The following is a 25,917-nucleotide window of genomic DNA, read 5'->3' on the forward strand; positions in this document are numbered from 1 at the left end:
TTTGGTGGTGGGCCTAGGGGATTTGCACGCCTTCAGCCAACAACATGTCCACCAGTCGAATCAGCGGCAGGCCGACCAGGCTGGTCGCATCCGGCCCTTCGGTACTCTGAAACAGGCTCACACCCAGCCCTTCGGCCTTGAAGCTGCCTGCGCAGTCATAAGGCTGTTCCAAGCGCAAATAACGCTCGATGCGTTCTACATCCAGTTCGCGCATCTGCACGGTAAACGGCACGCAATCTACCTGGCAGTGCCCCGTCTCACTGTTGAGCAGCGCCAGGCCAGTTAAAAAACTCACGCGTTTGCCGCTGGCGGTCAGCAATTGCTCGCGGGCGTTTTCAAAGGTGTGGGGTTTGCCGATAATGCGGCCGTCGAGTGCGGCCACCTGATCGGAGCCGATAATCAAATGCCCTGGATGACTGGCGGCGAGGGCGCGGGCTTTCTCTTGCGCCAGGCGCTTGACCAGCTCTATGGCCGATTCATTTGCGCGATGGCTTTCGTCGATATCCGGCGAGCTGCAGATGAACGGTAGGTGCAGGCGGGCCAGCAATTCCCGGCGATAAACCGAGCTGGAAGCGAGTAATAAAGGCAGCATGGGGGTCTCCTCGAGGCAGCCGCCGATTCTAGCGGGGCGACCAGCTGACGCACAGGGCTGAATTTCCTTTGACATGGCTGGGTGCATCCCTATAATGCTGCGCCTATGTTGAATGACCCGATTCCACCTCACGTTGACCCGCGCAAATTGGCTGATCGTGGCACCACCCTTCAAGGTGAAGTGCTGCTGGCCGATTTGGAGAGACTCTGCGACCCGCTTTCCGACACTGTCGGTACGGTGCAGGCTAAATTCGTTTTTGAACGAGATGAACGTAAATCTGTGGTAATTCACAGCTTTATCGACACCGAAGTCAAAATGGTTTGCCAGCGTTGTCTTGAGCTGGTCACCCTGCCGATCCACAGCGAATGCAGTTATGCTGTGGTGAAAGAGGGTGCGAATACCCAGTCGTTGCCGAAAGGTTATGACGTGCTGGAACTGGGCGAAGATCCATTGGATCTGCATGCACTGATCGAGGAGGAGCTTTTGCTCGCCTTGCCCATTGTGCCTGCTCATCATCCGGAAGAATGCCAGCAGCCGGAGGGTCTCGATGACGAGGCCGAGCCGAGCGAGGACGAGGTAACGCGGTCCAACCCGTTCAGTGTATTGGCGCAGTTAAAGCGTGACCCAAACGTTTAGGAGTTAATCAATTATGGCTGTTCAGCAGAACAAAAAATCCCGCTCTGCCCGTGACATGCGTCGTTCGCACGATGCCCTGACGGCAAGCACTCTGTCCGTAGAAAAAACCACCGGTGAAATTCACCTGCGTCACCACGTATCGCCAGAAGGCGTATACCGTGGCCGTAAAGTGATCGACAAGGGCGCTGACGAGTAATCACTTGTCTGCTCAAGTCATCGCGATTGACGCAATGGGCGGGGACTTCGGTCCCCGCAGCATTGTTCAGGCTTGCATTGCCAGCCTGTCTGCTACGCCCTCGCTGCACCTGACCCTCGTCGGTCAACCCTCCTTACTTGAAGAATTGATTGCCAGCCATCCGGCGGTGGATCGCGCGCGCCTGACTGTTACTGCGGCCAGCGAAACCATCGGCATGGATGAAAAGCCCGCGGCGGCCTTGCGTGGCAAGCCCGACTCTTCAATGCGCGTGGCCCTGGAACTGTTGCGTGATGGCAAGGTGCAAGCCTGTGTCAGTGCCGGCAATACCGGGGCGTTGATGGCGTTGTCGCGACACGTGCTCAAGACGTTGCCGGGGATTGATCGGCCGGCGATGGTGGCGGCGATTCCAACGCAGAAGGGCTATTGCCAGCTGCTGGACCTGGGTGCAAACGTTGATTGCAGCGCCGAGCACCTGCTGCAATTCGCCGTGATGGGCTCGGTCGCCGCTGAAGCGTTAGGTGTGGCCCGGCCACGCGTGGCGTTGCTCAATATCGGCACCGAGGACATCAAGGGCAACCAGCAGGTCAAGCTGGCTGCTGCCTTGTTGCAGGGCGCGCGGGGCTTGAACTACATCGGTTTTGTCGAAGGTGACGGTTTGTACCGAGGCGAGGCGGATGTGGTGGTGTGCGACGGGTTTGTCGGCAATATCCTGCTCAAGTCCAGCGAAGGCTTGGCGACTATGATCGCCACGCGTATCGAAGCCTTGTTCAAGCAGAACCTGGCCTCACGCCTGGTCGGCGCGCTGGCGTTGCCGTTGATGCGCCGCCTGCAGGCTGACCTTGCGCCGGCACGGCATAATGGCGCGAGTTTTCTGGGGCTGCAGGGCATTGTGGTAAAAAGCCACGGCTCGGCTGGTGTGCAGGGCTTTCAAAGTGCGATTGCGCGGGCGTTGATCGAGATCCAGGAAAACCTGCCGCAACGTTTGCACGGGCGTCTTGAGGATCTGTTGCCTTAGGCGAATCGGCCCGGGAGTGCTTAAATGTGACCGGCCAGTTCAATTGACCATCCAATCTGTCAGTTTCGTTCGCGCCCACCGTCGGTGCGAGCATTTTTGACGACCAGATCATTAGGGGCTTGTTACATGTCTACATCCCTCGCATTCGTCTTTCCAGGGCAGGGTTCGCAGTCCCTCGGCATGTTGGCCGAGCTGGGCGCGCAACATCCGCTGATCCTGGAAACCTTCAAGGAAGCTTCCGATGCCCTGGGTTACGACCTGTGGGCACTGACCCAGCAGGGGCCGGAAGAGCAACTCAATCAAACCGATAAAACCCAGCCGGCGATCCTGACCGCTTCGATCGCCCTGTGGCGCTTGTGGTTGGCCGAAGGTGGCGCACGCCCGGCTTACGTGGCCGGTCACAGCCTTGGCGAGTACAGCGCCTTGGTGGCCGCCGGTAGCCTGACCCTCGCTGAAGCGGTCAAGCTGGTCGAGCGCCGTGGTCAGTTGATGCAAGAGGCTGTTCCAGCCGGGCAGGGCGGCATGGCCGCTATCCTCGGTCTGGACGATGCTGTAGTGATCGAAGCCTGTGCCGAAGCGGCCCAGGGCGAAGTGGTCAGCGCGGTGAACTTCAACTCCCCTGGCCAGGTGGTCATCGCAGGCGCCAAAGCCGCTGTCGAGCGCGCCATTGAGGGCTGCAAGGCGCGTGGTGCCAAGCGCGCCTTGCCGTTGCCGGTGAGCGTGCCGTCGCACTGCGAGCTGATGCGCCCGGCTGCCGAGCGTTTTGCCGAGTCTATCGCCGCCATCAATTGGCAGGCGCCGCAGATCCCGCTGGTGCAGAACGTCAGCGCGGCCGTTGCCGCCGACCTCGACACCCTCAAGCGCGACCTGCTGGAGCAGCTCTACAAGCCGGTACGCTGGGTTGAGTCGGTACAGACCCTGGCTGCCAATGGCGCCACTGAGCTGGTCGAGTGCGGCCCGGGCAAAGTCCTGGCCGGCCTGAACAAGCGCTGCGCCGATGGCGTGTCGACTGCCAACCTCAATACCCCGGATGCCTTCGCTGCCGCGCGCGCGGCACTGGCCTGAAACCCTTTAGGAGAAGCCTGCATGAGTCTGCAAGGTAAAGTTGCACTGGTTACTGGCGCAAGCCGTGGCATTGGCCAGGCGATCGCCCTGGAACTGGGTCGTCAAGGCGCGGTTGTGATCGGCACCGCCACTTCCGCTTCGGGCGCTGAGCGTATTGCTGCGACCTTGAAGGAAAACGGCGTACAAGGCACCGGTCTTGAGCTGAACGTGACCAGTGATGAGTCTGTTGCTGCTGTGCTGGCTGAAATCACTGCACAGTTCGGCGCACCGGCTATTCTGGTGAACAACGCCGGTATCACCCGTGACAACCTGATGATGCGCATGAAAGACGACGAGTGGTACGACGTGGTCGATACCAACTTGAACAGTCTGTTTCGCTTGTCCAAGGGCGTTTTGCGCGGCATGACCAAGGCGCGTTGGGGCCGAATTATCAATATTGGCTCCGTAGTGGGTGCCATGGGCAACGCAGGCCAAGTAAACTATGCAGCGGCCAAGGCCGGTCTGGAAGGTTTCAGCCGTGCATTGGCCCGTGAAGTCGGTTCGCGTTCGATTACGGTCAACTCGGTGGCCCCAGGGTTCATCGACACCGATATGACCCGCGAACTGCCGGAAGCACAGCGTGAAGCGTTGCTGACCCAGATTCCGCTGGGCCGTTTGGGCCAGGCTCAAGAGATCGCAAATGTGGTCACTTTCCTGGCATCCGACGGTGCGGCATACGTGACTGGGGCTACAATCCCGGTGAACGGCGGGATGTACATGAGTTAAATTGTGACGGATCGCTTCAAAAAAATGTCATACGAGCTGTCTAAAATCCGTTATAAAGCTGCAACTTAATTTATAGGCAGGTGGCCGGTCGGGTACGAGGGTGAAGCTTTCAGTTGAAAAGCTGAAAAGGCTTTCTATACACTTACCCACTGGCCAGCTGCCTGAATTTGTCCATTAGGAGTTAAACAAGGTATGAGCACCATCGAAGAGCGCGTCAAGAAAATCGTTGCCGAGCAACTGGGCGTTAAAGAAGAAGAAGTGACCAACTCCGCTTCCTTCGTTGAAGACCTGGGTGCCGATTCCCTTGACACCGTTGAGCTGGTGATGGCTCTGGAAGAGGAATTCGAGACCGAAATCCCGGACGAAGAAGCTGAAAAAATCACTACTGTTCAAGCTGCTATCGACTACGTTACTGCCCACCAGGCGTAATAGTTTGTAGTCGTCGCTTGCTGTCAGGGAAAAACCGCACTGCTGTAACGGCGTGCGGTTTTTTCTTTAAGCGGTGATGAAAAAGTAAGCTGCGAAGCAAAGTGTCGTCATTAGAAAAAGGAGAGTGCTGTGTCGCGTAGACGCGTCGTAGTCACCGGTATGGGTATGTTGTCGCCACTGGGTACGGATGTGCCGAGCAGTTGGCAGGGCATTCTGGCTGGCCACAGTGGTATCGGTCTGATCGAACACACGGACCTTTCTGCCTATTCCACCCGTTTTGGCGGCTCGGTAAAGGGCTTCAATGTCGAGGAATATCTCTCGGTCAAAGAATCCCGCAAGCTCGACCTGTTCATTCAATACGGCCTGGCAGCCGGTTTTCAGGCGGTGCGTAATGCCGGCCTGGAAGTCACCGACGCCAACCGTGAGCGCATCGGCGTGGCCATGGGTTCGGGTATTGGCGGTTTGACCAATATCGAAGAAACCAGCCGCACGCTGCACGATTCCGGCCCCCGTCGAATTTCACCGTTCTTCGTGCCGGGCTCGATCATCAATATGATTTCCGGTTTCCTGTCCATCCACTTGGGTGCCCAGGGACCTAACTACGCCATTGCCACCGCGTGCACCACCGGCACGCACTGCATCGGCATGGCGGCGCGTAACATTGCCTATGACGAAGCCGACGTGATGATCGCCGGTGGCGCCGAAATGGCTGCCTGCGGCCTCGGCATGGGTGGCTTCGGCGCGTCCCGTGCGCTGTCGACGCGCAATGACGAACCGACTCGCGCCAGCCGTCCGTGGGACAAGGGCCGTGATGGCTTCGTACTGTCTGACGGCGCCGGTGCGCTGGTGCTCGAGGAACTGGAGCACGCCAAGGCGCGCGGTGCCACCATCTACGCCGAGCTGATCGGTTTCGGCATGAGCGGTGACGCCTACCACATGACCTCGCCGCCGTCCGACGGTGCCGGTGCCGCGCGTTGCATTACCAACGCCTTGCGCGATGCGAAGGTCAACCCCAACCAGGTGCAGTACATCAACGCCCACGGCACTTCGACCCCGACTGGCGACCTGGCGGAAGCCGAAGCCATCAAGTCTGTGTTCGGCGAGCACGCCTACAAGCTGGCGGTCAGTTCCACCAAGTCCATGACCGGCCACCTGTTGGGTGCGGCGGGCGCGGTTGAGGCGATCTTCAGCGTCATGGCCATCAAGGATCAGGTCGCTCCGCCGACCATCAACCTCGATGAGCCGGACGAGGGCTGCGACCTCAACTTCGTGCCTCACGAAGCGCAACCGATGCCGATCGACGTGGTGATCTCCAACTCGTTCGGTTTCGGTGGCACCAACGGTTCCCTGGTGTTCCGCCGGTTCGCCGAGTGATGCACAGCTGGGTCGACGGTCAGCCAGCGGACAGTGTGCCGCTGAAAGATCGCGGCCTGGCGTATGGTGATGGCCTGTTCGAGACCATCGCCGTCAAGGCCGGGCAGCCGGTGCTGCTCGAGCGTCACCTGCACCGCCTGGAAGAGGGGTGCAGGCGCCTCGCCCTGGTTGCGGACCAGCCGTTGATCCGCAGCGAAGTGCTCGCCTATGCCGCTGCCTTGGGCGATGGTGTACTCAAATTGATCCTTACCCGTGGTGACAGCCTGCGCGGGTATGGCATCAATCCCGGCGCTCCGGTGCGCCGTATCTTGCAGGGCAGTCCGCCCGCTGCTTATCCCCTGGCCCATGCAGCCGATGGCATCCGCCTGTTTGCCTGCGCCACTCGCTTGGCCGAGCAGCCGTTGCTGGCCGGTCTCAAGCACCTTAATCGTCTTGAACAGGTGATCGCCCGCGCCGAATGGCAGGATGCCGAACATGCCGAGGGCTTGATGCTGGATAGGTCCGAGCGCGTCATCGAAGGCGTGTTCAGCAACCTGTTCCTGGTGCGCAATGGTTTGTTACTAACCGCTGATCTGAATCGTTGCGGGGTTGCCGGCGTCATGCGCGCGGAGATTCTGGCGCAGGCGCAAACCCTGGGCATCCCGGCGGCCGTGGCCGACATTAGCCTGGCGCAGTTGCAGCAGGCCGATGAAGTCTTCGTGTGCAACAGCGTTTATGGCATTTGGCCCGTACGTGGTTGTGCTGGGATGAGCTGGTCGGTTGGGCCGCTCACCCGTAAACTGCAGGGCATTGTTCGCGCGCTATTGGAAATTTGAGTTGATACGAAAACTGGTTTTACTGCTGCAGATCGGCCTGGTCTCGGCAGGCTTGCTGCTGGGCTTCTCGGCCTGGAAGCTCGACTCTGCGCTGAAGCAGCCCCTGAATCTGACCCAGGAACAATTGCTCGATGTACCTGCCGGGGCCACCCCGACGGGCACCTTCAATCGCCTCGAAACCGAAGGTGTGCTGGAGGGCGCCTTCTGGTTGCGCCTCTACTGGCGCTTCAACCTCGACGGCCAGCCGCTGCACAGCGGTGAATACCGCATGACCCCAGGCCTGACTGCCGAAGGCCTGATCGGCCTGTGGCAGCGTGGTGAAGTGGTGCAATACAGCCTGACATTGGTGGAAGGCTGGAACTTCCGCCAGGTGCGTTCAGCGCTGGCCAAACACGAAAAGATTGTGCAGACCCTGTCGGGCCTGAGCGACAACGAAGTGATGGATAAGCTAGGCCACCCGGGCGTGTTTCCCGAAGGGCGATTCTTTCCTGACACCTATCGCTTCGTGCGTGGCATGACCGATGTCGAATTCCTGAAAAAAGCCTACAACCGTCTGGACGAGGTACTGGCCCAGGAATGGAGCCAACGCGCCGCCGATGCGCCGTACACCGACCCTTACCAGGCGCTGATCATGGCCTCCCTGGTAGAAAAGGAAACCGGCGTGCCGCAAGAGCGCGGCCAGATCGCCGGGGTGTTTGTGCGTCGCCTGAAAATCGGCATGCTGCTGCAGACCGACCCCACGGTGATCTACGGCCTGGGCGAGCGCTACACCGGCAAGCTGACCCGCGCGCACCTCAAGGAAGCCAATCCCTATAACACCTATATGATTGCCGGCCTGCCGCCGACGCCGATTGCCATGGTCGGCCGCGAGGCCATCCATGCCGCCTTGAACCCGGTGGCCGGTACTAGCCTGTACTTCGTTGCCCGTGGCGATGGCAGCCATATTTTCTCCGATGACCTGGATGCGCATAATGCCGCCGTGCGTGAGTTCCAACTCAAGCGCCGCGCCGATTATCGTTCCAGCCCGGCACCGACGGTAAAGCCGCCGGAAGACGCGGCACCACCGGCCGATGCTGCGCCGCTTGAAAAACCCGCCGAACCTGCGCCGGACACCGCTACGCCGCAAAGCCCGCAATGACTCTGACTAAGGACTGCCTGTGACTGGCTTGTTTATTACCCTGGAAGGCCCGGAAGGCGCCGGCAAAAGCACCAACCGCGATTACCTGGCCGAGCGTTTGCGCGCTGAAGGCGTCGAGGTGGTGCTGACCCGCGAGCCCGGCGGTACGCCGCTGGCCGAGCGCATTCGTGAAGTGTTGCTGGCTCCGGGTGAGGAACAAATGAATTCGGATACAGAGTTGCTGCTGGTGTTTGCTGCCCGCGCCCAGCATTTGGCCGAGGTGATTCGCCCTGCGCTGGCACGGGGCGCCGTGGTGATTTGCGACCGTTTTACCGATTCCACTTATGCTTACCAGGGAGGCGGGCGCGGCTTGTCCGTTGAGCGCATCGCCAGCCTGGAAGCTTTCGTCCAAGGCGATTTGCGCCCAGACTTGACCCTGCTGTTCGACCTGCCGGTGGAAGTCGGCATGGCCCGCGCCAGTGCCCGTGGCCGGCTGGACCGCTTCGAGCTGGAAGGCTCGACATTCTTTGACGCAGTACGCAGTGCGTTCCTGCTGCGCGCCAAGGCTGAGCCTGCGCGTTATTCCTTGCTGGACGCAGCCCAACCCCTGGCGCAGGTGCAGCAGGCCATCGATGCTCTGCTGCCCGAACTCTTGGAGCGCGCCCGTGGCTGAAGCCTACCCGTGGCAAGACAGCCTCTGGCAGCAATTGGCCGGGCGCGCTCAGCATGCCCATGCCTATTTGCTGCACGGCCCCATCGGTATCGGCAAGCGTGCCTTGGCCGAGCGCCTGATGGCGAGCCTGCTGTGCAAGCAACCGGTCAACCTGGAAGCCTGCGGCGAGTGCAAATCCTGCCTGCTGCTCAAGGCCGGCAGCCACCCCGACAACTACCTGCTTGAGCCTGAAGAGGCCGACAAGGCGATCAAGGTCGACCAGGTGCGTGACCTTGTCAGCTTCGTGGTGCAGACCGCGCAGATGGGCGGGCGCAAGGTGGTGCTGATCGAGCCGGTGGAGGCGATGAACATCAACGCCGCCAACGCCTTGCTCAAGAGCCTGGAAGAGCCGTCGGGCGACACCGTGCTGTTGCTGGTGAGTCACCAGTCCAGCCGCTTGTTGCCAACCATCCGCAGCCGTTGCGTGCAGCAGGCCTGCCCGCTGCCGAGCGAGGCCATGAGCCTGCAATGGCTGGCGCAGGCGCTGCCGGAATGTTCTGCCGACGAACGGGTCGAGTTGCTGACCCTGGCTGCGGGTTCACCCTTGGCGGCGGTGAAGCTGCAGGCCCAAGGCGTACGTGAGCAACGGGCGCTGGTGGTCGATGGCGTCAAGAAGCTGCTCAAGCAGGAACAGTCCGCCACGCAACTGGCTGAGGGTGCCTGGAAGGATATCCCGTTGCTGCTGCTGTTCGACTGGTTCTGTGACTGGTCGAGCCTGATCCTGCGCTACCAGTTGACCCAGGACGAAAGCGGCCTGGGCCTGCCGGACATGCGCAAAGTGGTGCAGTACCTGGCGCAAAAAAGCGCCCAGGACAAGGTGCTGAACATCCAGGACTGGATCCTGGCCCAACGCCAGAAAGTCCTCGGCAAGGCCAACCTCAACCGCGTGCTGTTGCTCGAAGCACTGCTGGTGCAATGGGTTGGCTTGCTCGGCCGGCGTTAATTTCCGTGGCCGACGGGTGTATCGTCGGCCAGACACTTCCCATGAATTAAGTCGTACTTTCCTATGCTCGTAGATTCCCACTGCCACCTTGATCGCCTCGACCTCGCCCAGCACGGCGGCTCCCTCGACGCTGCCCTGGAAGCGGCACGCCAGCGTGGGGTAGGGCACTTCCTGTGCATCGGCGTGAGCGCCGACAACGCCGCCGACGTCAAGGCCTTGGCTGATCGCTATGCCGATGTCGACTGCTCGGTCGGTATTCACCCGCTGGACCTCAAGCCCGGTGAAGCGCCGGCCCTGGATTGGCTGTTGGCTGAGCTCAATCACCCACGCGTGGTGGCGATTGGCGAAACGGGCCTGGATTACCACTACGAACCTGAAGCCGCCGAGTTGCAGCAAGCCTCCTTCCGCCTGCACCTGCAAGCCGGCCAGCAGACCGGCAAACCGGTGATCGTCCACACCCGAGGCGCCCGCGCTGACACCCTGACGCTATTGCGTGAAGCGGCCTTGCCCCAGGCCGGCGTGCTGCATTGCTTCACCGAAGACTGGGACATGGCAAAGGCCGCGCTGGACCTGGGCTTTTACATCTCTCTGTCAGGTATCGTCACCTTCCGCAACGCCGACGCTTTGCGCGACGTGGCGCGCCAGGTGCCCGCCGACCGCCTGCTGGTGGAAACCGATTCGCCTTACCTCGCGCCGATCCCTCATCGCGGCAAGCCGAACCTGCCGGAATACGTGCGCGATGTGGCCGATTATCTGGCGATGCTGCGCGGTGAATCCGTTGAGCGCTTTGCCGAGCAGACCACCGAGAACTTCAAGCGTCTGTTCCCGCTGGCCCACGTAGCCGGCTGAGACGGCCAAATCGCAGGCAAAAAAAACCCGGGTTCTGGGGGGTGAATCCGGGTTAAGACCATTAGGAGTAAAACAAGGGCACACAGTCCGTCGGTACCCAGGTCGACGCGTCACTTGGGGGAGATGCCACGTCGACAGTTCAAGTATTGATCAGTATCCGATTCAGTCCAGTCGCGATTGGTCGTTTTTTAAACAGATTTGGAATACGCGCGCTTCGCTTGAGTTCTCATTGAGCAGATGCACGGCTGCAGTTGTTGCGTATTATTTCTGACTGATAGCCCCTCATTCGTTGGCGCGCTGAAACTAAAACGCGCGCTGGGTTCACATAGGCGTTGCCCAACGACCGTTCAGTCGGGATAATCCCTCGCATCGGGTAAATCGTATCGCCACGTATCTGTGGCCCTGCGTAACCCTCCCTAATTCCGACCTCTGCAGACCTCTTCCTCATGCACAAAGAACCCCGTAAGGTCCGTGAGTTTCGCCGCCGTGAGCAGGAAATTCTCGACACCGCGCTCAAGTTATTCCTCGAACAAGGTGAAGACAGCGTCACCGTCGAGATGATTGCGGATGCCGTGGGTATCGGCAAAGGCACGATCTACAAACACTTCAAATCCAAGGCCGAGATCTACCTGCGGCTGATGCTCGACTACGAGCGCGACTTGAACGAGCTGCTGCATTCGGCCGATGTGGACAAGGACAAGGAGGCGCTGTCACGCGCCTATTTCGAGTTCCGCATGCGTGACCCGCAGCGCTACCGCCTGTTCGACCGCCTGGAAGAAAAGGTGGTCAAGGGTCATCAAGTGCCGGAAATGGTCGAGGAACTGCACAAGATCCGCGCCTCGAACTTCGAGCGTCTCACCCTGCTGATCAAGGGTCGCATCAGCGAAGGCAAGCTGGAAGACGTACCGCCGTATTTCCATTACTGCGCCGCCTGGGCGTTGGTCCATGGCGCGGTGGCGCTGTACCACTCGCCGTTCTGGAGCAATGTGCTGGAAGATCAGGAAGGTTTCTTCCAGTTCCTGATGGACATCGGCGTGCGCATGGGCAACAAGCGCAAGCACAGCACTGAGCTGCCGAGCGCTGAGCCCAAGAGCAGCGACGCTCCCGCTGTTTAAGCTATTCCCGACAGTGATGGCGCAATGATTTGCTGCCGCTTGCAGTACCCCAGGAATATACTCAGGCAAGGACGCTTGCTAAAAGCTGATTTTTCAGTCAGTTTTTAGCGCGCCAGAACCATCCTCTGCCGGAGTGATCCATGATCGTTGATCGTCAAGGCAGGCGATTTCGCAATTTGCGGATCAGCCTGACCTCAGCCTGCAATTACGCGTGTACCTACTGCGTGCCAAACGGCAAGCGGCTGGTGGCTGCCCAGGACGAACTCTCGGCCGAGGCCATGGCGCGTGGCGTGGCGTATCTGATCGAAGCGGCCGGCATTGAGCGCCTGCGCATTACCGGCGGTGAACCGTTGGTCAGCCCCAAGCTGGAAGCCTTCATGGGCGCCGTGGGCGGCATGGGCCTCAGTGATATCAGCCTGACCACTAATGGCCAACTGCTCGCGCGCAAGCTACCGCTGCTGGTGGATGCGGGTATTCGGCGCATCAACGTGTCCCTTGATACCTTGGATACGGACGCTTTCCGCAGTATCGCCCGTGGCGGCGACCTGGCCACCGTGCTCGATGGCATGGACCAGGCCCGCGCCGCCGGCATCAAGATCAAAGTCAATATGGTGCCGTTGCGCGGGCAGAACCTCGACCAGGTGATGCCGCTGCTCGACTACTGCCTGGAGCGCGGCTACGAGCTGCGCTTTATCGAACTGATGCGCATGGGCCACCTGGCCAAGGATTCCAATGCCTTCCTGCAGCAGTTCGTCAGCTTGCAGCAACTGCTCAGCCTGATCGGCGAACATCACGAATACCTGCAAGCCAACGCGCCGATTGATGCCACGGCGGTGCGTTATGAAGTGCCGGGCAGGGGCTTCTTTGGCGTGATCGCCAACGAAAGCGTGCCGTTCTGCCGCACTTGCTCGCGCCTGCGCTTGTCGTCTACCGGTTGGTTGCATGGCTGTTTGTCGTCGAGCAACCGCCACTATGTGGGCGACCTGCTGGACCAACCGCGCCATCAGGCACTGCCGGCCCTGCAAGGTCTGTTGATGAAGGCCCTCGGTGACAAACAGGAAGTGGCCTTCTCGGGCGGCGCCACGGTCATGAAGATCATCGGCGGCTAATACCGCACACAATCGAATGTAGGAACAGGCTTTTTGTGGGAGCTGGCTTGCCTGCGATTGCATCACCTCGGTGTACTTGATGTACCTGGGTGTCTGCATCGCAGGCAAGCCAGCTCCCACATTTGCTTTGCATCGTTCTTGAATGGCGCGGATTCTGCATTAAGTGCCCATTCGCCGGTTTTCCGTCACCGGCTTCTGGAGGATTAGGATGCGTAGTCTGGTTTTGTTGCTGGCGTCAGTGGCGCTGAGTGGCTGCATGACCGTCAGCGATATGGCCGAAGGCACCCGCTATCAGATGAGCGACGCCGGGCTGCTGGACCACAGTGATACCCGCCGTACCGCCTCGGTGCGCATACAGCCGGACTCCTTTGTGTTTATCGCCCAGGGCGCCTTTGTGCCGCCAGGCAGCGCCTATCCGCGACCTAACGTGGTGGCCGAAGAAGCCTTTAACGGCTTCGTCGAATATTTCCCGATGGTGCGTCGCGCCCGTAAGCCGGAAGGCCTCGAACAGGCCATGGCCGAAGCCCGTGCGGCGGGCGCTCACTACCTGCTGTATTGCCGCTTTGCGGCAGCCGATGACCGGATCGGCAATGCCGATGAGTGGACCGATCAGCAAGCGTTGGACCGTGTCGGCCTCGACAGCGGCGTAATCCAGATCATGTTGATCGAGACCAGCACCCAGTATTTGATTGATACTGCACGCATTCGCAGTCGTGGCGGTTTACTGACGTTCCACGACAACAAGCCAGAAGACTTGATTGCCCGCCCGTTGGCCCAATACGCCCGCGGCCTGTTGGGAATGGGTGATCAATAAAATCCAGAGGAGAACCCTATGACCGATTCCGCCAAGGCCAATGATCTATTGGCCCAACTGCCCAAGGGCAAGGGGCCGGCGCCGGTACACCTGTGGAACCCGGATTTCTGCGGCAACATCGACATGCGCATCGCGCGTGACGGCACTTGGTTTTACCAGGGCACGCCGATCGGACGTAAGCCGATGGTCAAGTTGTTCTCCAACATCATTCGCCGCGATGGCGATGATTACTTCTTAGTCACTCCCGTGGAAAAGGTCGGTATCAGCGTCGATGATGCGCCCTTTGTCGCGGTAACGCTGGAAGTCGAAGGGCAGGGTGAAAGCCAGGTACTGCGCTTTACCACCAACGTCGACGAGGACATTGAAGCGGGCCTTGAACACCCCTTGCGCGTGGTAATCGACCCGATCACTCAAGAACCCGCGCCCTACCTGCGAGTGCGCACCAACCTTGAAGCCCTGGTGCACCGCAACGTGTTTTACCAATTGGTCGAGTTGGCGGTCAGCCGTCCGATCAACGGTCAGAACTGGCTTGGCGTATGGAGCGGCGGGGAGTTTTTCCGCATTGGCCTGGAGCCCTGAGGCCGATTTTTTCATCATCCTGAAATAATTTTGCTTGCTGAGATCGGGCGCTTTCGGTTATCAATTTGTACATGATTAGACATGTCCGATTTGATAAGAAAAAACGCGTCGTCGACGAGCTTATCCGCCGTATCGAGGCTGGAGTGATGGCCGATGGTTTCCTGTTGCCGGGCGAACATCAACTGGCCGAGGAGTTTGCGGTCAGCCGTGGCACCTTGCGCGAAGCCCTGGCGGAGCTCAAACGGCGCAACTACATCGCCACGCAAAGCGGCGTCGGCTCCATCGTCACCTTTGACGGCATGGTGCTCGACCAACGCAGCGGTTGGGCACAGGCGCTGGCCGACACTGGCGCATTGGTCATCACCGACATCCTGCGCCTGGAAGCCGTGACCCGACCGGACCTGCTCAGCCGTTTTGGCAGCGACCAATTTATTGCCCTCGACCGCCGTCGGCGCACCCCCGATGGCACCGCCGTGTCCCTGGAACGTTCGCTGATGCCCGCCACCGGCGGCCTGGAAAGCTTGCCGCGCGTTGGCCTGATCGACAATTCCCTCACCATCACCCTGGCCGCCTACGGCTATGTGGGCGCCGAAGGGGACCAGTGGATAGGCGCCGAGCCCTTGAGCGATGAAGACGCCGAGCTGCTCGGCCGCCCAGCCGGTACGGTGTTTCTCAAAGCCTCGCGCACCACCTACGACCGCCGCGAACGTTTTATGGAGCATGTCGAAAGCTTGCTCGACCCTTTGCATTTTCGCCTGCACCTGCAGTTTGGAGCTTCGAAATGACCGCGCAAAATCGTGCCCTCGGTGCCTTTTACGGCCTGGCCCTGGGCGATGCATTGGGCATGCCCACCCAGTCATTGAGCCGTGAGCAGGTGCAGCAGCGCTTCGGGGCCATCACCGCTCTGCAAGAGGCTGGCGCCGATCAACCCATCGCGCCGAACATGCCGGCCGGCTCCATCACCGATGACACTGAGCAGGCGATTCTGGTCGGTGAGTTGCTGGTGCAGGGGCAGGGCAAGATCGAACCCACGGTACTCGCCCAGCGCCTGATCGACTGGGAAGCGGCGATGCGCGCCAAAGGCTCCCAGGACTTGCTGGGGCCATCGACCAAACGCGCCATCGACATGATCCTCGCCGGCCACACCCCGGAAGAATCCGGGCGCTACGGCACTACCAATGGCGCCGCGATGCGCATCACGCCAGTGGGGATTGCCGCCGACGTCAGCGACCCGGCGCAGTTTATCCAGGCGGTGATCCAGGCCTGCCAGGTCACCCATAACACCAACCTGGGCATCTCCAGTGCGGCGGCGGTGGCGGCAGTGGTCTCGGCGGGTATCAACGGTGTGGATTTGGGCGAAGCGCTGAACATCGGCACTCAGATTGCCCAGCAGGCCGAAGGCCATGGCCATTGGATTGCCGGTGGGCGGATTTCCACGCGCATCAGTTGGGCGCGCACCTTGAGCGTCGGCAGCGGCGACAAAGCCCTGTTTGCCGACCTGCTTTACGAACTGATCGGCACCTCCGTCGCCTCTCAGGAATCGGTAGTGGTGTCGTTTGCCCTCGCCCAGCAAGTGGCGGTGGGTGACATGAATGCCTTCGAGGCGCTGTGCCTGGCGGCCAGCCTTGGCGGCGACACCGACACCATCGCCGCCATGCTGGGTGCGATGTTAGGCGCGTGCCTGGGGATGCAGTGCTGGCCTGAGGCGATGATCGAGCAGGTCAAGCAGGTCAATGGTTTGGATTTGCAGCCACTGGTGCAGGGGCTGCTGCAATTGCGCTGATCACCACCGATCAAAAAATGTGGGAGCTGGCTTGCCTGCGATAACGGCGTGCCAGCCACTGATGCACTCACTGAAAGACCGCTATCGCAGGCAAGCCAGCTCCCACATTAAATCGTGTTTGAGTCAGGACGACCGGTTAAAGCTTTGACTATCTGCCACAACCACAACAATACAGGCACCAGGAGCACCCCTCATGAGCAGCACTTCTTCCGGCCAAAGTGCCGGGCAATTGGAAACACGCGGCATCGAACCGGTCCCCGAAGGCGAGTGCAACGGCCACCCGCTGCAACTGTTCTGGGTGTGGTTCGCGGCTAACATCAGCATCCTTGGCTTGCCACTTGGGGCGACCCTGGTGGCGTTCCGTGGCCTGGCGATCTGGCAGGCGATCATTGTGGCGATCCTCGGCGCCGCCGGCTCCTTTGCCGTGGTGGGCATCATCTCGATTGCCGGCCGTCGTGGCCGCGCACCGAGCCTGACGCTGTCGCGCGCGATCTTCGGTGTGCGCGGCAATATCGGCCCCACGCTGGTCTCGCTGATGTCGCGCCTGGGCTGGGAAACCGTCAACACCACCACCGCCGCCTTTGTGCTGCTGTCGTTGTGTTCGATCCTGTTCGGCTCGCCGGTCGAAGCCAAAAGTGCGCCGGTACTCACGCTGATCTTTATCGCCATCTTCGTGCTGCTGACCCTGTCCGTATCCGGCCTCGGCCATGCAACCTTGCTGGTGATCCAGAAGTGGGCCACCTACGTATTCGGCGCGTTGAACATTCTGGTTGGCGGCTTCCTTTGCGCCACCATCGACTGGAGCGCGGTGTTCAACGCCACCCCGGCGCCGCTGAGCGCCATGATCATCGGCGTCGGCACCATGGCGGCCGGCACCGGTATCGGCTGGGCCAACGCTGGTGCCGACATGTCGCGCTACCAGCACCGGAGCGTCAAGGCCGTGCGCCTGGTGGCGTCTGCCGCGTTTGGTGCGGGCATCCCGCTGGTGCTGTTGATCACCCTCGGCGGCCTGCTGTCGGTGGGCAACAACGACCTGGCGTCGGCCACCGATCCGATCATCGCGATCCGCGACATGCTGCCGACCTGGATGGCCGTGCCGTACTTGATCACCGCGTTCGGCGGGCTGTTGCTCTCCAATAACCTCTCGGTGTACTCGGCCGGTCTCACCACCTTGACCTTGGGCCTCAAGGTCAAGCGCGTGCATGCGGTGATCGTCGATATCGTGGCGATCTTCGCCGGTTCGATTTACTTCATGCTGATTGCCGACAGTTTCTACGGCCCGTTCATCACCTTCATCTCACTGCTGGCTGTGCCGATCACCGCCTGGGTCGGGATCTTCGTGGTCGACCTGATTCACCGTCACTACTACAGCCCCAAAGACCTGCTGGACGTAAGCCCAAGCAGTGCCTACTGGTATCGCGGCGGCGTGGAATGGCGTGCATTCGGCGCCTGGGCCGTGGCGATCGTGTTGGGTTTCAGCTTCACCACCATCGGCACCACCGCCGAAAACATCTGGTTCGCCGGGCCTTTGTCCGACTCCTGGCTGGGCCACAACGGCCTGGGCTGGATCGTCACCTTCGTGGTGGCCGGTGGGATTTATGCGGTACTGGGCGGCGCAGCTGACCGTCGCCCGGCTTTGGTAGAGCGCGCTAATGTCTAGATTGCTGCACACCGGCCAGGTCATCGTCGACCTGGTCATGGCCCTCGACACACTGCCAGCAACCGGCGGCGACGTGCTGGCGCAATCCGCCAGCTTCGAAGCCGGCGGCGGCTTCAACGTGCTGGCCGCCGCACGGCGCAATGGTTTGCCGGTGGTTTACCTCGGCCGCCATGGCAGCGGGCGCTTCGGCGACCTGGCGCGCGCCGCCATGCAGGCCGAAGGCGTGGAGATGGCGCAGGCGGCCAGTACGGGCAAAGACACCGGTTTGTGCGTGTCGCTGACCGAGGCCAGCACCGAACGCACCTTTATTTCGCATATCGGTGCTGAGGGTGACTTGAGTGCCGAGGACCTCGCAGGCGTCGTGCCGCGCGCAGACGATTATGTCTACGTCAGCGGCTACAGCCTGTTACTCGACGGCAAGGCCCAGGCATTGCTCGATTGGTTGCTGGCGCTGCCGCGGGAGATCACCGTGGTGTTCGACCCGGGGCCGTTGGTCAAGGCGCCGGATTCGGCATTGATGGCTGCCTTGCTGCCACGCATCGACATCTGGACCAGCAACGGCCCCGAAGCCCTGGCGTTTACCGGGGCCGGAACGCTGGCCGAAGCGCTGCGCGAACTCAATCGTCACCTGCCGGCTGAGGCATTACTGGTGGTGCGCGACGGGCCGAATGGCTGCTGGGTGAGTCGCCAGGGCAAGGCCGAGCATGTGCCGGGTTTCAAGGTGCAGGCGGTGGATAGCAATGGTGCGGGTGATGCCCATGCCGGGGTGTTTCTGGCCGGGTTGGCCAAGGGTTTGGAACCTGCAGCGGCAGCACGTCGAGCCAATGCGGCGGCAGCGTTGGCGGTTACACGCTGGGGACCGGCAACGTCGCCGGGCACTGCTGAAGTCGACGCATTGCTGACTGACTAAACACAAATAAAAATGTGGGAGCTGGCTTGCCTGCGATGGCGGTGCGCCAGCTAGTACATCTTCTGCTGACACACCGCCATCGCGGGCAAGCCCGCTCCCACACTTGATCTTCGTCCAGCTTAAACCGTGCCTTCGCCTTCCAGCTTGCGAGCCTCATCAACGCCCGAGGCGGTCAGCTTGATCGGCAAGTTCAACGAATATTCACCGGCGTCGTCGGTGGTCACATGCCCATCCTTGATAAACCCACGGTCCTGCAGAAACGCCAGCACACTGGCGACCTCTTTTTCGCCGCGGTAGTTATCCAGCACCTCCTTGCCCAAGCCGTTAGGGTGGGCATGCAGCAGGCGGGTGAGGACTTCTTTCTCAAGGTTTCTATCGACGTTCATGCGTACCTCTTCACTGGGAAATGATCGGGTGTTGGTGCTGCTATCGATGCATCAAGGCGCAGGTTGTTTTGGCGCGCCTGGGATGTTGTTGTCATCGCCCTTGTTGATGGTGGGCTCTTTATTGACGCCAGGGCCCATTTTGCCATTACCGACTGCAGCCGGTGCCTGGCGTTGGGTATCGGCACCTTTGGTGCGCGGGTCTGCACCGTTATCAATAATCGCGCCACCGTTGGTTTCCATCCCTGTGCCCATCGAATCCTGAGACTCCTTGGTAGCAGGGTTGGTGGTGCCGGTAGACGAGGTGGCGGCAACGGCACTCAACGAAGCGGCAGACAGCAGGCCGGTGAGGGCGAGGGCAGCAAATTTGGAATTCTTCATGAGGGTGTCTCCATATGATTAATGTCCTTACCCTTTATTGGTCCGCCCTCATTTGCAGTTCGTGCCTTGATGGCGACGAACGGTCTTATCTCACCTGTAAGATTTTGTGTGCCGAACGCTGGCGCCAGATCAACCGCGCCACCGTGATCAACCAGTTGAACAAGCCCACGCCCAGCACACTTGCCAGCAGCGTCGGCAAGCCGTAATCGACGATGAGCTTGCCCGCCAGCAGCGGAAAGCCGAACACCCCGACAAAGTACGCCAGGCTGAACAACAGCAAGGCTTGTGACGTCGTACCGGGCGGTGCTTCATTGGCCACCAGCCCATTGATCACCGAGTACGTCAGGCCATAACCCACGCCCAGCGTGCCGGCTGCCAACAGGTAACTGAGGTTGCCACTCACGCCAAACGCAAACAGCGCGATCGAGCCGAGCATGATCCCGGACAGCACGCAGGCAGCCCAGTACGCGTCGCGTTTGACCACGTGGCCGGCGATCAACAGCCGGCTGGTAATGGCGGCGCTCAGGAAGCCGCCAAAGAACAGCGAATAGTCCAAGCCATGCGCAGCGGCATAGCTGGTCTGAAACGATGACAGCCCACCAAACACACAGCCGCCCAGGCCGACCATCAGGATCGCAAACGCGGCTTTGGATGACAGCACGCGGCGGCTCGATGCCCAGGAAATCTTCGAGGTCGGCGCATTCGTGTGATGCTTGAGCTGTGCGCCCATTCGCCAGAACATCAGCACGCCGACCAGGCTGGCCAGGCCGGCGATAGAGAAGGCTGCCGTCAGAGGCAGGTCCAGCGCGCCGGCGGCTCTGCCGAGCAAAGGCCCGGCACCGATCCCGCTCAACATACTGCCCGACAGCAGCGCAAAATACCTGGCCCGCTGCGCCGGTTGCACCAGTAGCGTGACGATGATCGGCCCCAAGGTGTAGAACACACCCCAGCCCAACCCCAGCGACAGACCAAACAGCATCAACCCCAGGCCAAACCCCGGCGTCAGGGCAAAACCCAGGCACGCCACCACCAACAACACGCCCATGCCCGCAATCGCGCGCGCTGCACCCACGGCATCGGCCAAGTGGCCGCAGAACACTACCGCCACGAACGTACTGAGCATCGCCATGGAAATCACGCTGCCGGCATCGTGCTCATTGCCGCCGCGCGCGTGGATCAGCAGCGACAATAAAAACGTCGAGCCGTAGGACAGCGACAACAAAAAGCTGGCGAGGCAGAACAGGGCGAACAGCCTGGTGTTTACGGCAGGTGTGGAGGGCATGGGGTAACCTGGAATTTATTAGCGTGAGTTATTGGCGTTATGACGACTGTTTACCATGCCCGCGCGCAGGGTTTGTTCTGTGGTTGGTGGCGCTTGCTTTACGCCAGGCCGGAGTAAACAAATTGCACTGCAATCAGTCATCAAAGCGCCTTAGTATGTGGCCTTTGAAATTGCCCAAGGCCCGCCCATGACCATCGAGATTCGCCCTGCCGTGCCCAGCGATGCTGCGCAGATCCTGACCTTCATCACCGAGCTTGCCGAGTACGAAAAGGCCCGCCATGAAGTGATCGCCAGTGTGGTGGATATCGAGCGCAGCCTGTTCAGCGAGGGCGCCACCGCCCATGGCCTGATCTGTTCACGGGATGGCCTGCCGATTGGCTTTGCGGTGTTCTTTTTCAGTTACTCCACCTGGCTGGGCAGCAACTGCCTGTACCTCGAAGACCTCTACATCAACCCCGAGCAACGCGGCGGCGGGGCGGGTAAGAAGCTCTTGCGCCACCTGGCCAAGATCGCCTGCGATAACGGTTGCGGGCGTTTTGAATGGAGCGTGCTGGACTGGAACGAACCGGCGATTGCCTTCTACAAGTCCATCGGCGCGCAGCCGCAGGAAGAGTGGGTGCGCTATCGCATGGAGGGTAATGCACTGCGCGACTTTGCTCAGGGCTGAAACCGTCATTCAAAAACACTGAAGGCCCACTGTGGGGGCGGGCTTGTGTGGGAGCTGGCTTGCCTGCGAAAGCATCACTTCGGTGTAACTGAAATACCGAGGTGCCCGTATCGCAGGCAAGCCAGCTCCCACAGAGATCGGCACTCACATTTTTTTGCGTCATGTCTCACTATATGGGATGCAAATTTATATATTGAGATATTTTAAAAGATGGGTTTATAGTCGCCTGCATCAGCACTCACTACCAAAAATAAAACAGGTGAAGCGATGCAGTCCCAACCGTTGTCATTACCCGCCGTGCCCGAACCCACCTATGGCGAGCGGCTGAAAAACAAAGTGGTGATCATCACCGGTGCCGCCCAAGGCATTGGTGAGGCGATCGTCGCCTGCTTCCAGGCCCAGCAGGCACGGCTGGTGATTGCGGATATCCAGGCCGAAAAGGTCGAGCAAGTCGCCGCCCATTGGCGTGAGCGCGGCGCTGAAATTGTCGCGCAGGCCGTCGATATCACCTCCAAAGAGCAATGGCAGGCGCTGGTCAATGTGGCCATCGAGCGCTTTGGCCGTGTGGATGTGTTGATCAACTGCGCCGGCGTCAACGTGTTCCGCGACCCGCTGCAAATGACCGATGAAGACTGGCGCCGCTGCTTCGCCATCGACCTCGATGGCGCCTGGTTCGGTTGCCGCACGGTGTTGCCGCACATGATCGAGCAGGGTATAGGCAACATCATCAACATCGCCTCCACCCATTCCAGCCACATCATTCCCGGCTGTTTTCCCTATCCGGTAGCCAAGCATGGCCTGCTTGGTCTCACCCGCGCCCTCGGCATCGAATACGCGCCCAAAGGCATCCGCGTAAATGCCATCGCGCCGGGCTACATCGAAACCCAACTCAACGTCGATTACTGGAACGGTTTCCCTGACCCGCATGCCGAGCGCCAGCGCGCCTTCGATTTGCACCCGCCCAAGCGCATCGGCCAACCGGTCGAGGTGGCGATGACGGCGCTGTTTCTGGCCACCGACGAGGCACCCTTTATCAATGCAACCTGCCTGATGATCGATGGCGGGCGTTCTGTGATGTACCACGACTAACAACAATCAAGAGAGGTGGTTCATGTTCAAGAAGACGTTAGGCGCCGTGGCGCTGGCGATGGCCTTCAGCGGTTTTGCGGCGGCCGAAGAAGTGAAGATCGGCTTTCTGGTCAAGCAGGCCGAAGAACCCTGGTTCCAGACTGAATGGGCCTTTGCCGAAAAGGCCGGTAAGGACCAGGGCTTCACCGTGATCAAGATCGCCGTGCCCGACGGCGAAAAAACCCTCTCGGCCATCGACACCCTCGCGGCCAACGGCGCCAAGGGTTTTGTCATCTGCCCGCCGGACGTGTCCCTCGGCCCGGCGATCATGGCCAAGGCCAAGCTCAACGGCTTGAAAGTGCTGGCGGTGGATGACCGGTTTGTCGATGCCAAGGGCAAGCCCATGGAAGACGTGCCTTATGTGGGCCTGGATGCCTACAAGATCGGCCAGAAGCAAGGCGAGGCCATGGCCGCCGAAGCCAAGCAGCGCAACTGGGACTGGAAGGAAACCTACGCCGTCATCAACACCTTTGACGAGCTGGAAACCGGCAAGAAACGCACCGACGGTTCGGTCGAAGGCCTCAAGGCTGCCGGCTTGCCTGCTGACCACATCCTGTTCAGCGCACAGAAAACCCTCGACGTGCCAGGCAGCATGGACGCCACCAACTCGGCGCTGGTAAAGCTGCCGGGCACCGCGAAAAACCTGATTATCGGCGGCATGAACGACAGCACCGTACTGGGCGGCGTGCGCGCCACCGAAAGCGCCGGTTTCAAGGCGGCCAATGTGATCGGCGTCGGCATCAACGGCACTGATGCGATTGAAGAGTTGAAGAAAACCGACACTGGCTTCTACGGCTCAATGCTGCTCAGCCCCGATGCATCCGGCTACAAAACCGCCACGGCGATGTTCGAGTGGGTCACCAAAGGCACCGAGCCTGCCAAGTTCACCGCGCTGGATAACGTAACCCTGATCACTCGCGCCAACTTTAAGGAAGAGTTGAGCAAAACCGGTCTGTGGAAATGACCGGCGCGGCCTTGCGTTTCAACGGCATCGGCAAGGAATTTCCCGGGGTCAAGGCCTTGGCGCAGATCAGCTTTGAAGCGCGGCCGCACTCGGTGCATGCGCTGATGGGCGAGAACGGCGCGGGCAAGTCCACGCTGCTCAAGATCCTTGGCGGTGCCTACACGCCGAGCAGCGGCACGGTGCAGATCGGCGAGCAGGTCATGGCGTTTAAGAACGCCGCCGACAGCATCGCCAACGGCGTCGCGGTGATTCACCAGGAGCTGCATCTGGTGCCGGAAATGACCGTGGCCGAGAACCTGTTTCTCGGGCACTTGCCGTCGCGTTTCGGCGTGGTCAACGGCGGCCAGCTGCGCAAGCAGGCGTTGGCGTGCCTTAAAGGCCTGGCCGATGAAATCGACCCGCAAGAGAAGCTTGGGCGCTTGTCGCTGGGCCAGCGCCAACTGGTGGAAATCGCCAAGGCGTTGTCCCGTGGTGCCCATGTGATTGCCTTCGACGAACCCACCAGCAGCTTGTCGGCGCGGGAAATCGACCGCTTGATGGCGATCATTACGCGGCTGCGCGATGAGGGCAAAGTGGTGCTGTATGTGTCGCACCGCATGGAAGAGGTGTTCCGCATTTGCGATGCGGTGACGGTGTTCAAGGATGGCCGTTATGTGCGCACTTTTGAGGATATGGCCACCCTGACTCACGACCAGTTGGTGACCTGCATGGTCGGGCGCGATATCCAGGACATCTACGACTATCGCCCGCGCGAACGCGGCGAAGTGGCGCTCAAGGTCAACGGTTTGCTTGGGCCTGGCCTGCGCGAAGCGGTCAGCCTGCAGGTACACAAGGGCGAGATTCTCGGCCTTTTCGGGCTGGTGGGCGCTGGGCGTACCGAGCTGTTTCGTTTGCTCAGTGGGCTGGAGCGCGCAACGGCCGGGCAGTTGGAATTGTTTGGGCAAACTCTGCCATTACATTCACCACGCGATGCCATCGCCGCCGGTGTGTTGCTGTGCCCGGAGGACCGCAAAAAGGAAGGCATCATTCCGCTGTCCAGCGTGGGCGAGAACATCAATATCAGCGCACGCGGCGCGCATTCCACTTTTGGCTGGCTGTTGCGTGAAGGCTGGGAGAAGGGCAATGCCGACAAGCAAATCAAGGCGATGAAGGTCAAGACGCCGAACGCCGAACAGAAAATCATGTACCTGTCCGGTGGCAATCAGCAGAAGGCCATTCTCGGCCGCTGGCTGTCGATGCCGATGAAAGTGCTGCTGCTGGATGAGCCCACACGCGGTATTGATATCGGCGCCAAATCCGAGATTTACCAGATCATCCATAACCTCGCGGCCAGCGGCATTGCCGTGATTGTGGTGTCCAGCGACCTGATGGAAGTGATGGGCATCTCTGACCGCATCTTGGTGATGAGTGAAGGCGCGTTGACTGGCGAGTTGATCCGCGACCAGGCGGATGAAGCGAAGCTGTTGCAACTGGCTCTCCCGCGTTCGCGGGCTTGAAGAATTCGAGGGTGTAGGTATGTCACAGGTAAAAACTGCAAAGGGCTTTTGGCCGGGTTTCAACCAACGTAAATTTCTCGATGATTGGGTAATGCTGCTCGCGGCATTGAGCATCTTTGTGCTCAGCGCGCTGTTTATCGACAACTTCCTCTCGCCGCTGAATATGCGCGGGCTGGGCTTGGCGATTTCGACGGTGGGCATCGCTGCGTGCACCATGCTGTTCTGCCTGGCGTCGGGGCATTTCGACTTGTCAGTCGGCTCGGTGATCGCCTGTGCCGGTGTGGTCGCGGGGATTGTGATTCGTGACACCGACAGTGTGGTACTCGGCGTGTCCGCTGCGTTGGCCATGGGCCTGGTGGTGGGGCTGATCAACGGCATTGTGATCGCCAAGCTGCGCATCAACGCGTTGATCGCAACCTTGGCGACCATGCAGATCGTGCGCGGGCTGGCCTATATCTTCTCCAACGGCAAAGCCGTCGGCGTGATGGACGAGCGCTTCTTTGTGTTCGGCAACGGCCAACTGATGGGTGTGCCGGTGCCGATTATCATCACTGTGTTGTGCTTTGTGTTCTTCGGCTGGCTGCTCAACTACACCACCTATGGGCGCAACACCATGGCCATCGGCGGCAACCAGGAAGCGGCGTTGCTGGCTGGGGTGAATGTCGACCGCACCAAGATCATCATCTTTGCCGTGCACGGCTTGATTGGCGCACTGGCCGGGGTGATCCTCGCCTCGCGCATGACCTCGGGCCAGCCAATGATCGGCCAGGGCTTTGAGCTGACGGTGATCTCGGCGTGTGTGTTGGGCGGTGTGTCGCTGAGTGGTGGTATCGGCATGATTCGCCATGTGATTGCCGGGGTGTTGATTCTGGCGATCATCGAGAACGCGATGAACCTTAAGAACATCGATACTTTTTACCAGTATGTGATCCGGGGTTCGATCCTGCTCTTGGCGGTCATCATCGACCGCATGAAGCAACGCTGAACGCTCGCCCTATGAAGATCCAAATGTGGGAGCTGGCTTGCCTGCGATAGCGGTGCATCAGCCTACAAATAATTAGCTGACCCACCGCCATCGCAGGCAAGCCAGCTCCCACAATGGATCTCCTCTGTTCAGCAGGGCTGCATTTGCCATAAT

29 protein-coding genes are annotated in these 25,917 nt (G+C 60.4%); 25 read left to right on the forward strand and 4 right to left on the reverse strand.

Annotation, left to right across the window (positions count from 1 at the left end; translation table 11 throughout):
- Positions 1-13 precede the first annotated feature (13 nt).
- On the reverse strand, positions 14-592 hold the full coding sequence (locus P5706_RS07635) for a Maf family protein (RefSeq protein ID WP_285678885.1): 579 nt from the start codon (positions 590-592) through the stop codon (positions 14-16).
- A gap of 105 nt (positions 593-697) precedes the next feature.
- Between P5706_RS07635 and P5706_RS07640 the strand changes: the two genes are divergently transcribed.
- From P5706_RS07640 to P5706_RS07735, 20 genes are all read left to right on the forward strand, one after another.
- The gene (locus P5706_RS07640) at positions 698-1,228 is read left to right on the forward strand and encodes a YceD family protein (protein ID WP_005790551.1); all 531 of its coding nucleotides are present in this window, start codon (positions 698-700) and stop codon (positions 1,226-1,228) included.
- A 13-nt stretch (positions 1,229-1,241) separates the two neighbouring features.
- Positions 1,242-1,424, forward strand: a complete 183-nt coding sequence (gene rpmF / locus P5706_RS07645; protein WP_008152339.1) for a 50S ribosomal protein L32 — start codon at positions 1,242-1,244, stop codon at positions 1,422-1,424.
- 4 nt (positions 1,425-1,428) lie between these two features.
- A complete protein-coding gene (plsX, locus tag P5706_RS07650; protein ID WP_285678886.1) occupies positions 1,429-2,439 on the forward strand; it encodes a phosphate acyltransferase PlsX in 1,011 nt (336 codons plus the stop codon).
- Between the two features lie 126 nt (positions 2,440-2,565).
- The gene (fabD, locus tag P5706_RS07655) at positions 2,566-3,504 is read left to right on the forward strand and encodes an ACP S-malonyltransferase (RefSeq protein WP_138814234.1); all 939 of its coding nucleotides are present in this window, start codon (positions 2,566-2,568) and stop codon (positions 3,502-3,504) included.
- A 21-nt stretch (positions 3,505-3,525) separates the two neighbouring features.
- Positions 3,526-4,269 carry a 3-oxoacyl-ACP reductase FabG gene (gene fabG, locus P5706_RS07660; RefSeq protein ID WP_015885432.1) on the forward strand — a complete coding sequence of 248 codons (744 nt, stop codon included), beginning with the start codon at positions 3,526-3,528 and terminating at the stop codon, positions 4,267-4,269.
- Positions 4,270-4,461: 192 nt separating this feature from the next.
- Positions 4,462-4,698 (forward strand): acyl carrier protein, encoded by a 237-nt coding sequence (gene acpP / locus P5706_RS07665; RefSeq protein ID WP_016973676.1) that lies wholly within the window; start codon positions 4,462-4,464, stop codon positions 4,696-4,698.
- 129 nt (positions 4,699-4,827) lie between these two features.
- Positions 4,828-6,072, forward strand: a complete 1,245-nt coding sequence (gene fabF / locus P5706_RS07670; RefSeq protein WP_200433820.1) for a beta-ketoacyl-ACP synthase II — start codon at positions 4,828-4,830, stop codon at positions 6,070-6,072.
- Positions 6,072-6,887 (forward strand): aminodeoxychorismate lyase, encoded by an 816-nt coding sequence (pabC, locus tag P5706_RS07675; RefSeq protein WP_285678887.1) that lies wholly within the window; start codon positions 6,072-6,074, stop codon positions 6,885-6,887. Before fabF ends, pabC begins: the two co-directional genes overlap by 1 nt.
- A gap of 1 nt (position 6,888) precedes the next feature.
- Entirely contained in the window at positions 6,889-8,025 is a 1,137-nt protein-coding gene (gene mltG, locus P5706_RS07680) for an endolytic transglycosylase MltG (protein WP_200433818.1), read from the forward strand.
- A gap of 19 nt (positions 8,026-8,044) precedes the next feature.
- Positions 8,045-8,677: a dTMP kinase gene (gene tmk, locus P5706_RS07685; RefSeq protein WP_285678888.1), complete on the forward strand. Its 633-nt coding sequence runs from the start codon at positions 8,045-8,047 to the stop codon at positions 8,675-8,677.
- The gene (locus P5706_RS07690; RefSeq protein ID WP_200433816.1) at positions 8,670-9,659 is read left to right on the forward strand and encodes a DNA polymerase III subunit delta'; all 990 of its coding nucleotides are present in this window, start codon (positions 8,670-8,672) and stop codon (positions 9,657-9,659) included. Before tmk ends, P5706_RS07690 begins: the two co-directional genes overlap by 8 nt.
- Before the next feature lie 63 nt (positions 9,660-9,722).
- Positions 9,723-10,508, forward strand: coding sequence for a TatD family hydrolase (locus tag P5706_RS07695; protein WP_200433815.1), 786 nt, complete (start codon positions 9,723-9,725; stop codon positions 10,506-10,508).
- A 446-nt stretch (positions 10,509-10,954) separates the two neighbouring features.
- Positions 10,955-11,623 carry a TetR/AcrR family transcriptional regulator gene (locus tag P5706_RS07700; protein ID WP_200433814.1) on the forward strand — a complete coding sequence of 223 codons (669 nt, stop codon included), beginning with the start codon at positions 10,955-10,957 and terminating at the stop codon, positions 11,621-11,623.
- A gap of 140 nt (positions 11,624-11,763) precedes the next feature.
- Complete coding sequence (locus tag P5706_RS07705; RefSeq protein ID WP_285678889.1) at positions 11,764-12,732, forward strand: GTP 3',8-cyclase MoaA; 969 nt, start codon at positions 11,764-11,766, stop codon at positions 12,730-12,732.
- Between the two features lie 208 nt (positions 12,733-12,940).
- Entirely contained in the window at positions 12,941-13,546 is a 606-nt protein-coding gene (locus P5706_RS07710) for a DUF4823 domain-containing protein (RefSeq protein ID WP_017138358.1), read from the forward strand.
- An 18-nt stretch (positions 13,547-13,564) separates the two neighbouring features.
- On the forward strand, positions 13,565-14,125 hold the full coding sequence (locus tag P5706_RS07715) for a DUF1285 domain-containing protein (RefSeq protein WP_285678890.1): 561 nt from the start codon (positions 13,565-13,567) through the stop codon (positions 14,123-14,125).
- A gap of 71 nt (positions 14,126-14,196) precedes the next feature.
- The gene (locus P5706_RS07720; protein WP_285678892.1) at positions 14,197-14,910 is read left to right on the forward strand and encodes a GntR family transcriptional regulator; all 714 of its coding nucleotides are present in this window, start codon (positions 14,197-14,199) and stop codon (positions 14,908-14,910) included.
- On the forward strand, positions 14,907-15,908 hold the full coding sequence (locus tag P5706_RS07725; protein WP_200433811.1) for an ADP-ribosylglycohydrolase family protein: 1,002 nt from the start codon (positions 14,907-14,909) through the stop codon (positions 15,906-15,908). Before P5706_RS07720 ends, P5706_RS07725 begins: the two co-directional genes overlap by 4 nt.
- A gap of 193 nt (positions 15,909-16,101) precedes the next feature.
- Complete coding sequence (locus tag P5706_RS07730; protein ID WP_200433810.1) at positions 16,102-17,568, forward strand: purine-cytosine permease family protein; 1,467 nt, start codon at positions 16,102-16,104, stop codon at positions 17,566-17,568.
- The gene (locus tag P5706_RS07735) at positions 17,561-18,478 is read left to right on the forward strand and encodes a PfkB family carbohydrate kinase (RefSeq protein WP_285678893.1); all 918 of its coding nucleotides are present in this window, start codon (positions 17,561-17,563) and stop codon (positions 18,476-18,478) included. The genes P5706_RS07730 and P5706_RS07735 overlap by 8 nt, the downstream gene beginning before the upstream one ends.
- 119 nt (positions 18,479-18,597) lie before the next feature.
- Here P5706_RS07735 and P5706_RS07740 read toward each other — a convergent pair whose 3' ends face one another.
- The 3 genes from P5706_RS07740 to P5706_RS07750 form a co-directional block, all read right to left on the reverse strand.
- A complete protein-coding gene (locus P5706_RS07740) occupies positions 18,598-18,864 on the reverse strand; it encodes a hypothetical protein (RefSeq protein ID WP_058420784.1) in 267 nt (88 codons plus the stop codon).
- Positions 18,865-18,915: 51 nt separating this feature from the next.
- Positions 18,916-19,242, reverse strand: a complete 327-nt coding sequence (locus tag P5706_RS07745) for a hypothetical protein (protein ID WP_200433807.1) — start codon at positions 19,240-19,242, stop codon at positions 18,916-18,918.
- An 85-nt stretch (positions 19,243-19,327) separates the two neighbouring features.
- Positions 19,328-20,524, reverse strand: coding sequence for an MFS transporter (locus P5706_RS07750; protein WP_285678894.1), 1,197 nt, complete (start codon positions 20,522-20,524; stop codon positions 19,328-19,330).
- Positions 20,525-20,711: 187 nt separating this feature from the next.
- Here P5706_RS07750 and P5706_RS07755 point away from each other — a divergent pair, with 187 nt between their 5' ends.
- The 5 genes from P5706_RS07755 to araH all read left to right on the forward strand — a co-directional run bounded on the left by P5706_RS07755 (position 20,712) and on the right by araH (position 25,764).
- Complete coding sequence (locus P5706_RS07755) at positions 20,712-21,191, forward strand: GNAT family N-acetyltransferase (protein WP_026013792.1); 480 nt, start codon at positions 20,712-20,714, stop codon at positions 21,189-21,191.
- A gap of 267 nt (positions 21,192-21,458) precedes the next feature.
- Positions 21,459-22,280 carry an SDR family oxidoreductase gene (locus P5706_RS07760; protein ID WP_285678895.1) on the forward strand — a complete coding sequence of 274 codons (822 nt, stop codon included), beginning with the start codon at positions 21,459-21,461 and terminating at the stop codon, positions 22,278-22,280.
- Between the two features lie 22 nt (positions 22,281-22,302).
- Positions 22,303-23,283 (forward strand): substrate-binding domain-containing protein, encoded by a 981-nt coding sequence (locus P5706_RS07765; RefSeq protein ID WP_285678896.1) that lies wholly within the window; start codon positions 22,303-22,305, stop codon positions 23,281-23,283.
- A complete protein-coding gene (araG, locus tag P5706_RS07770) occupies positions 23,280-24,779 on the forward strand; it encodes an L-arabinose ABC transporter ATP-binding protein AraG (protein ID WP_285678897.1) in 1,500 nt (499 codons plus the stop codon). The genes P5706_RS07765 and araG overlap by 4 nt, the downstream gene beginning before the upstream one ends.
- 19 nt (positions 24,780-24,798) lie before the next feature.
- The gene (araH, locus tag P5706_RS07775) at positions 24,799-25,764 is read left to right on the forward strand and encodes an L-arabinose ABC transporter permease AraH (protein ID WP_017138344.1); all 966 of its coding nucleotides are present in this window, start codon (positions 24,799-24,801) and stop codon (positions 25,762-25,764) included.
- The last annotated feature ends 153 nt before the right edge of the window (positions 25,765-25,917 follow it).

The sequence above is a fragment of the Pseudomonas sp. ChxA genome, from assembly GCF_030263855.1.
GTDB classification, from domain to species: Bacteria; Pseudomonadota; Gammaproteobacteria; order Pseudomonadales; family Pseudomonadaceae; genus Aquipseudomonas; species Aquipseudomonas fluorescens_CB.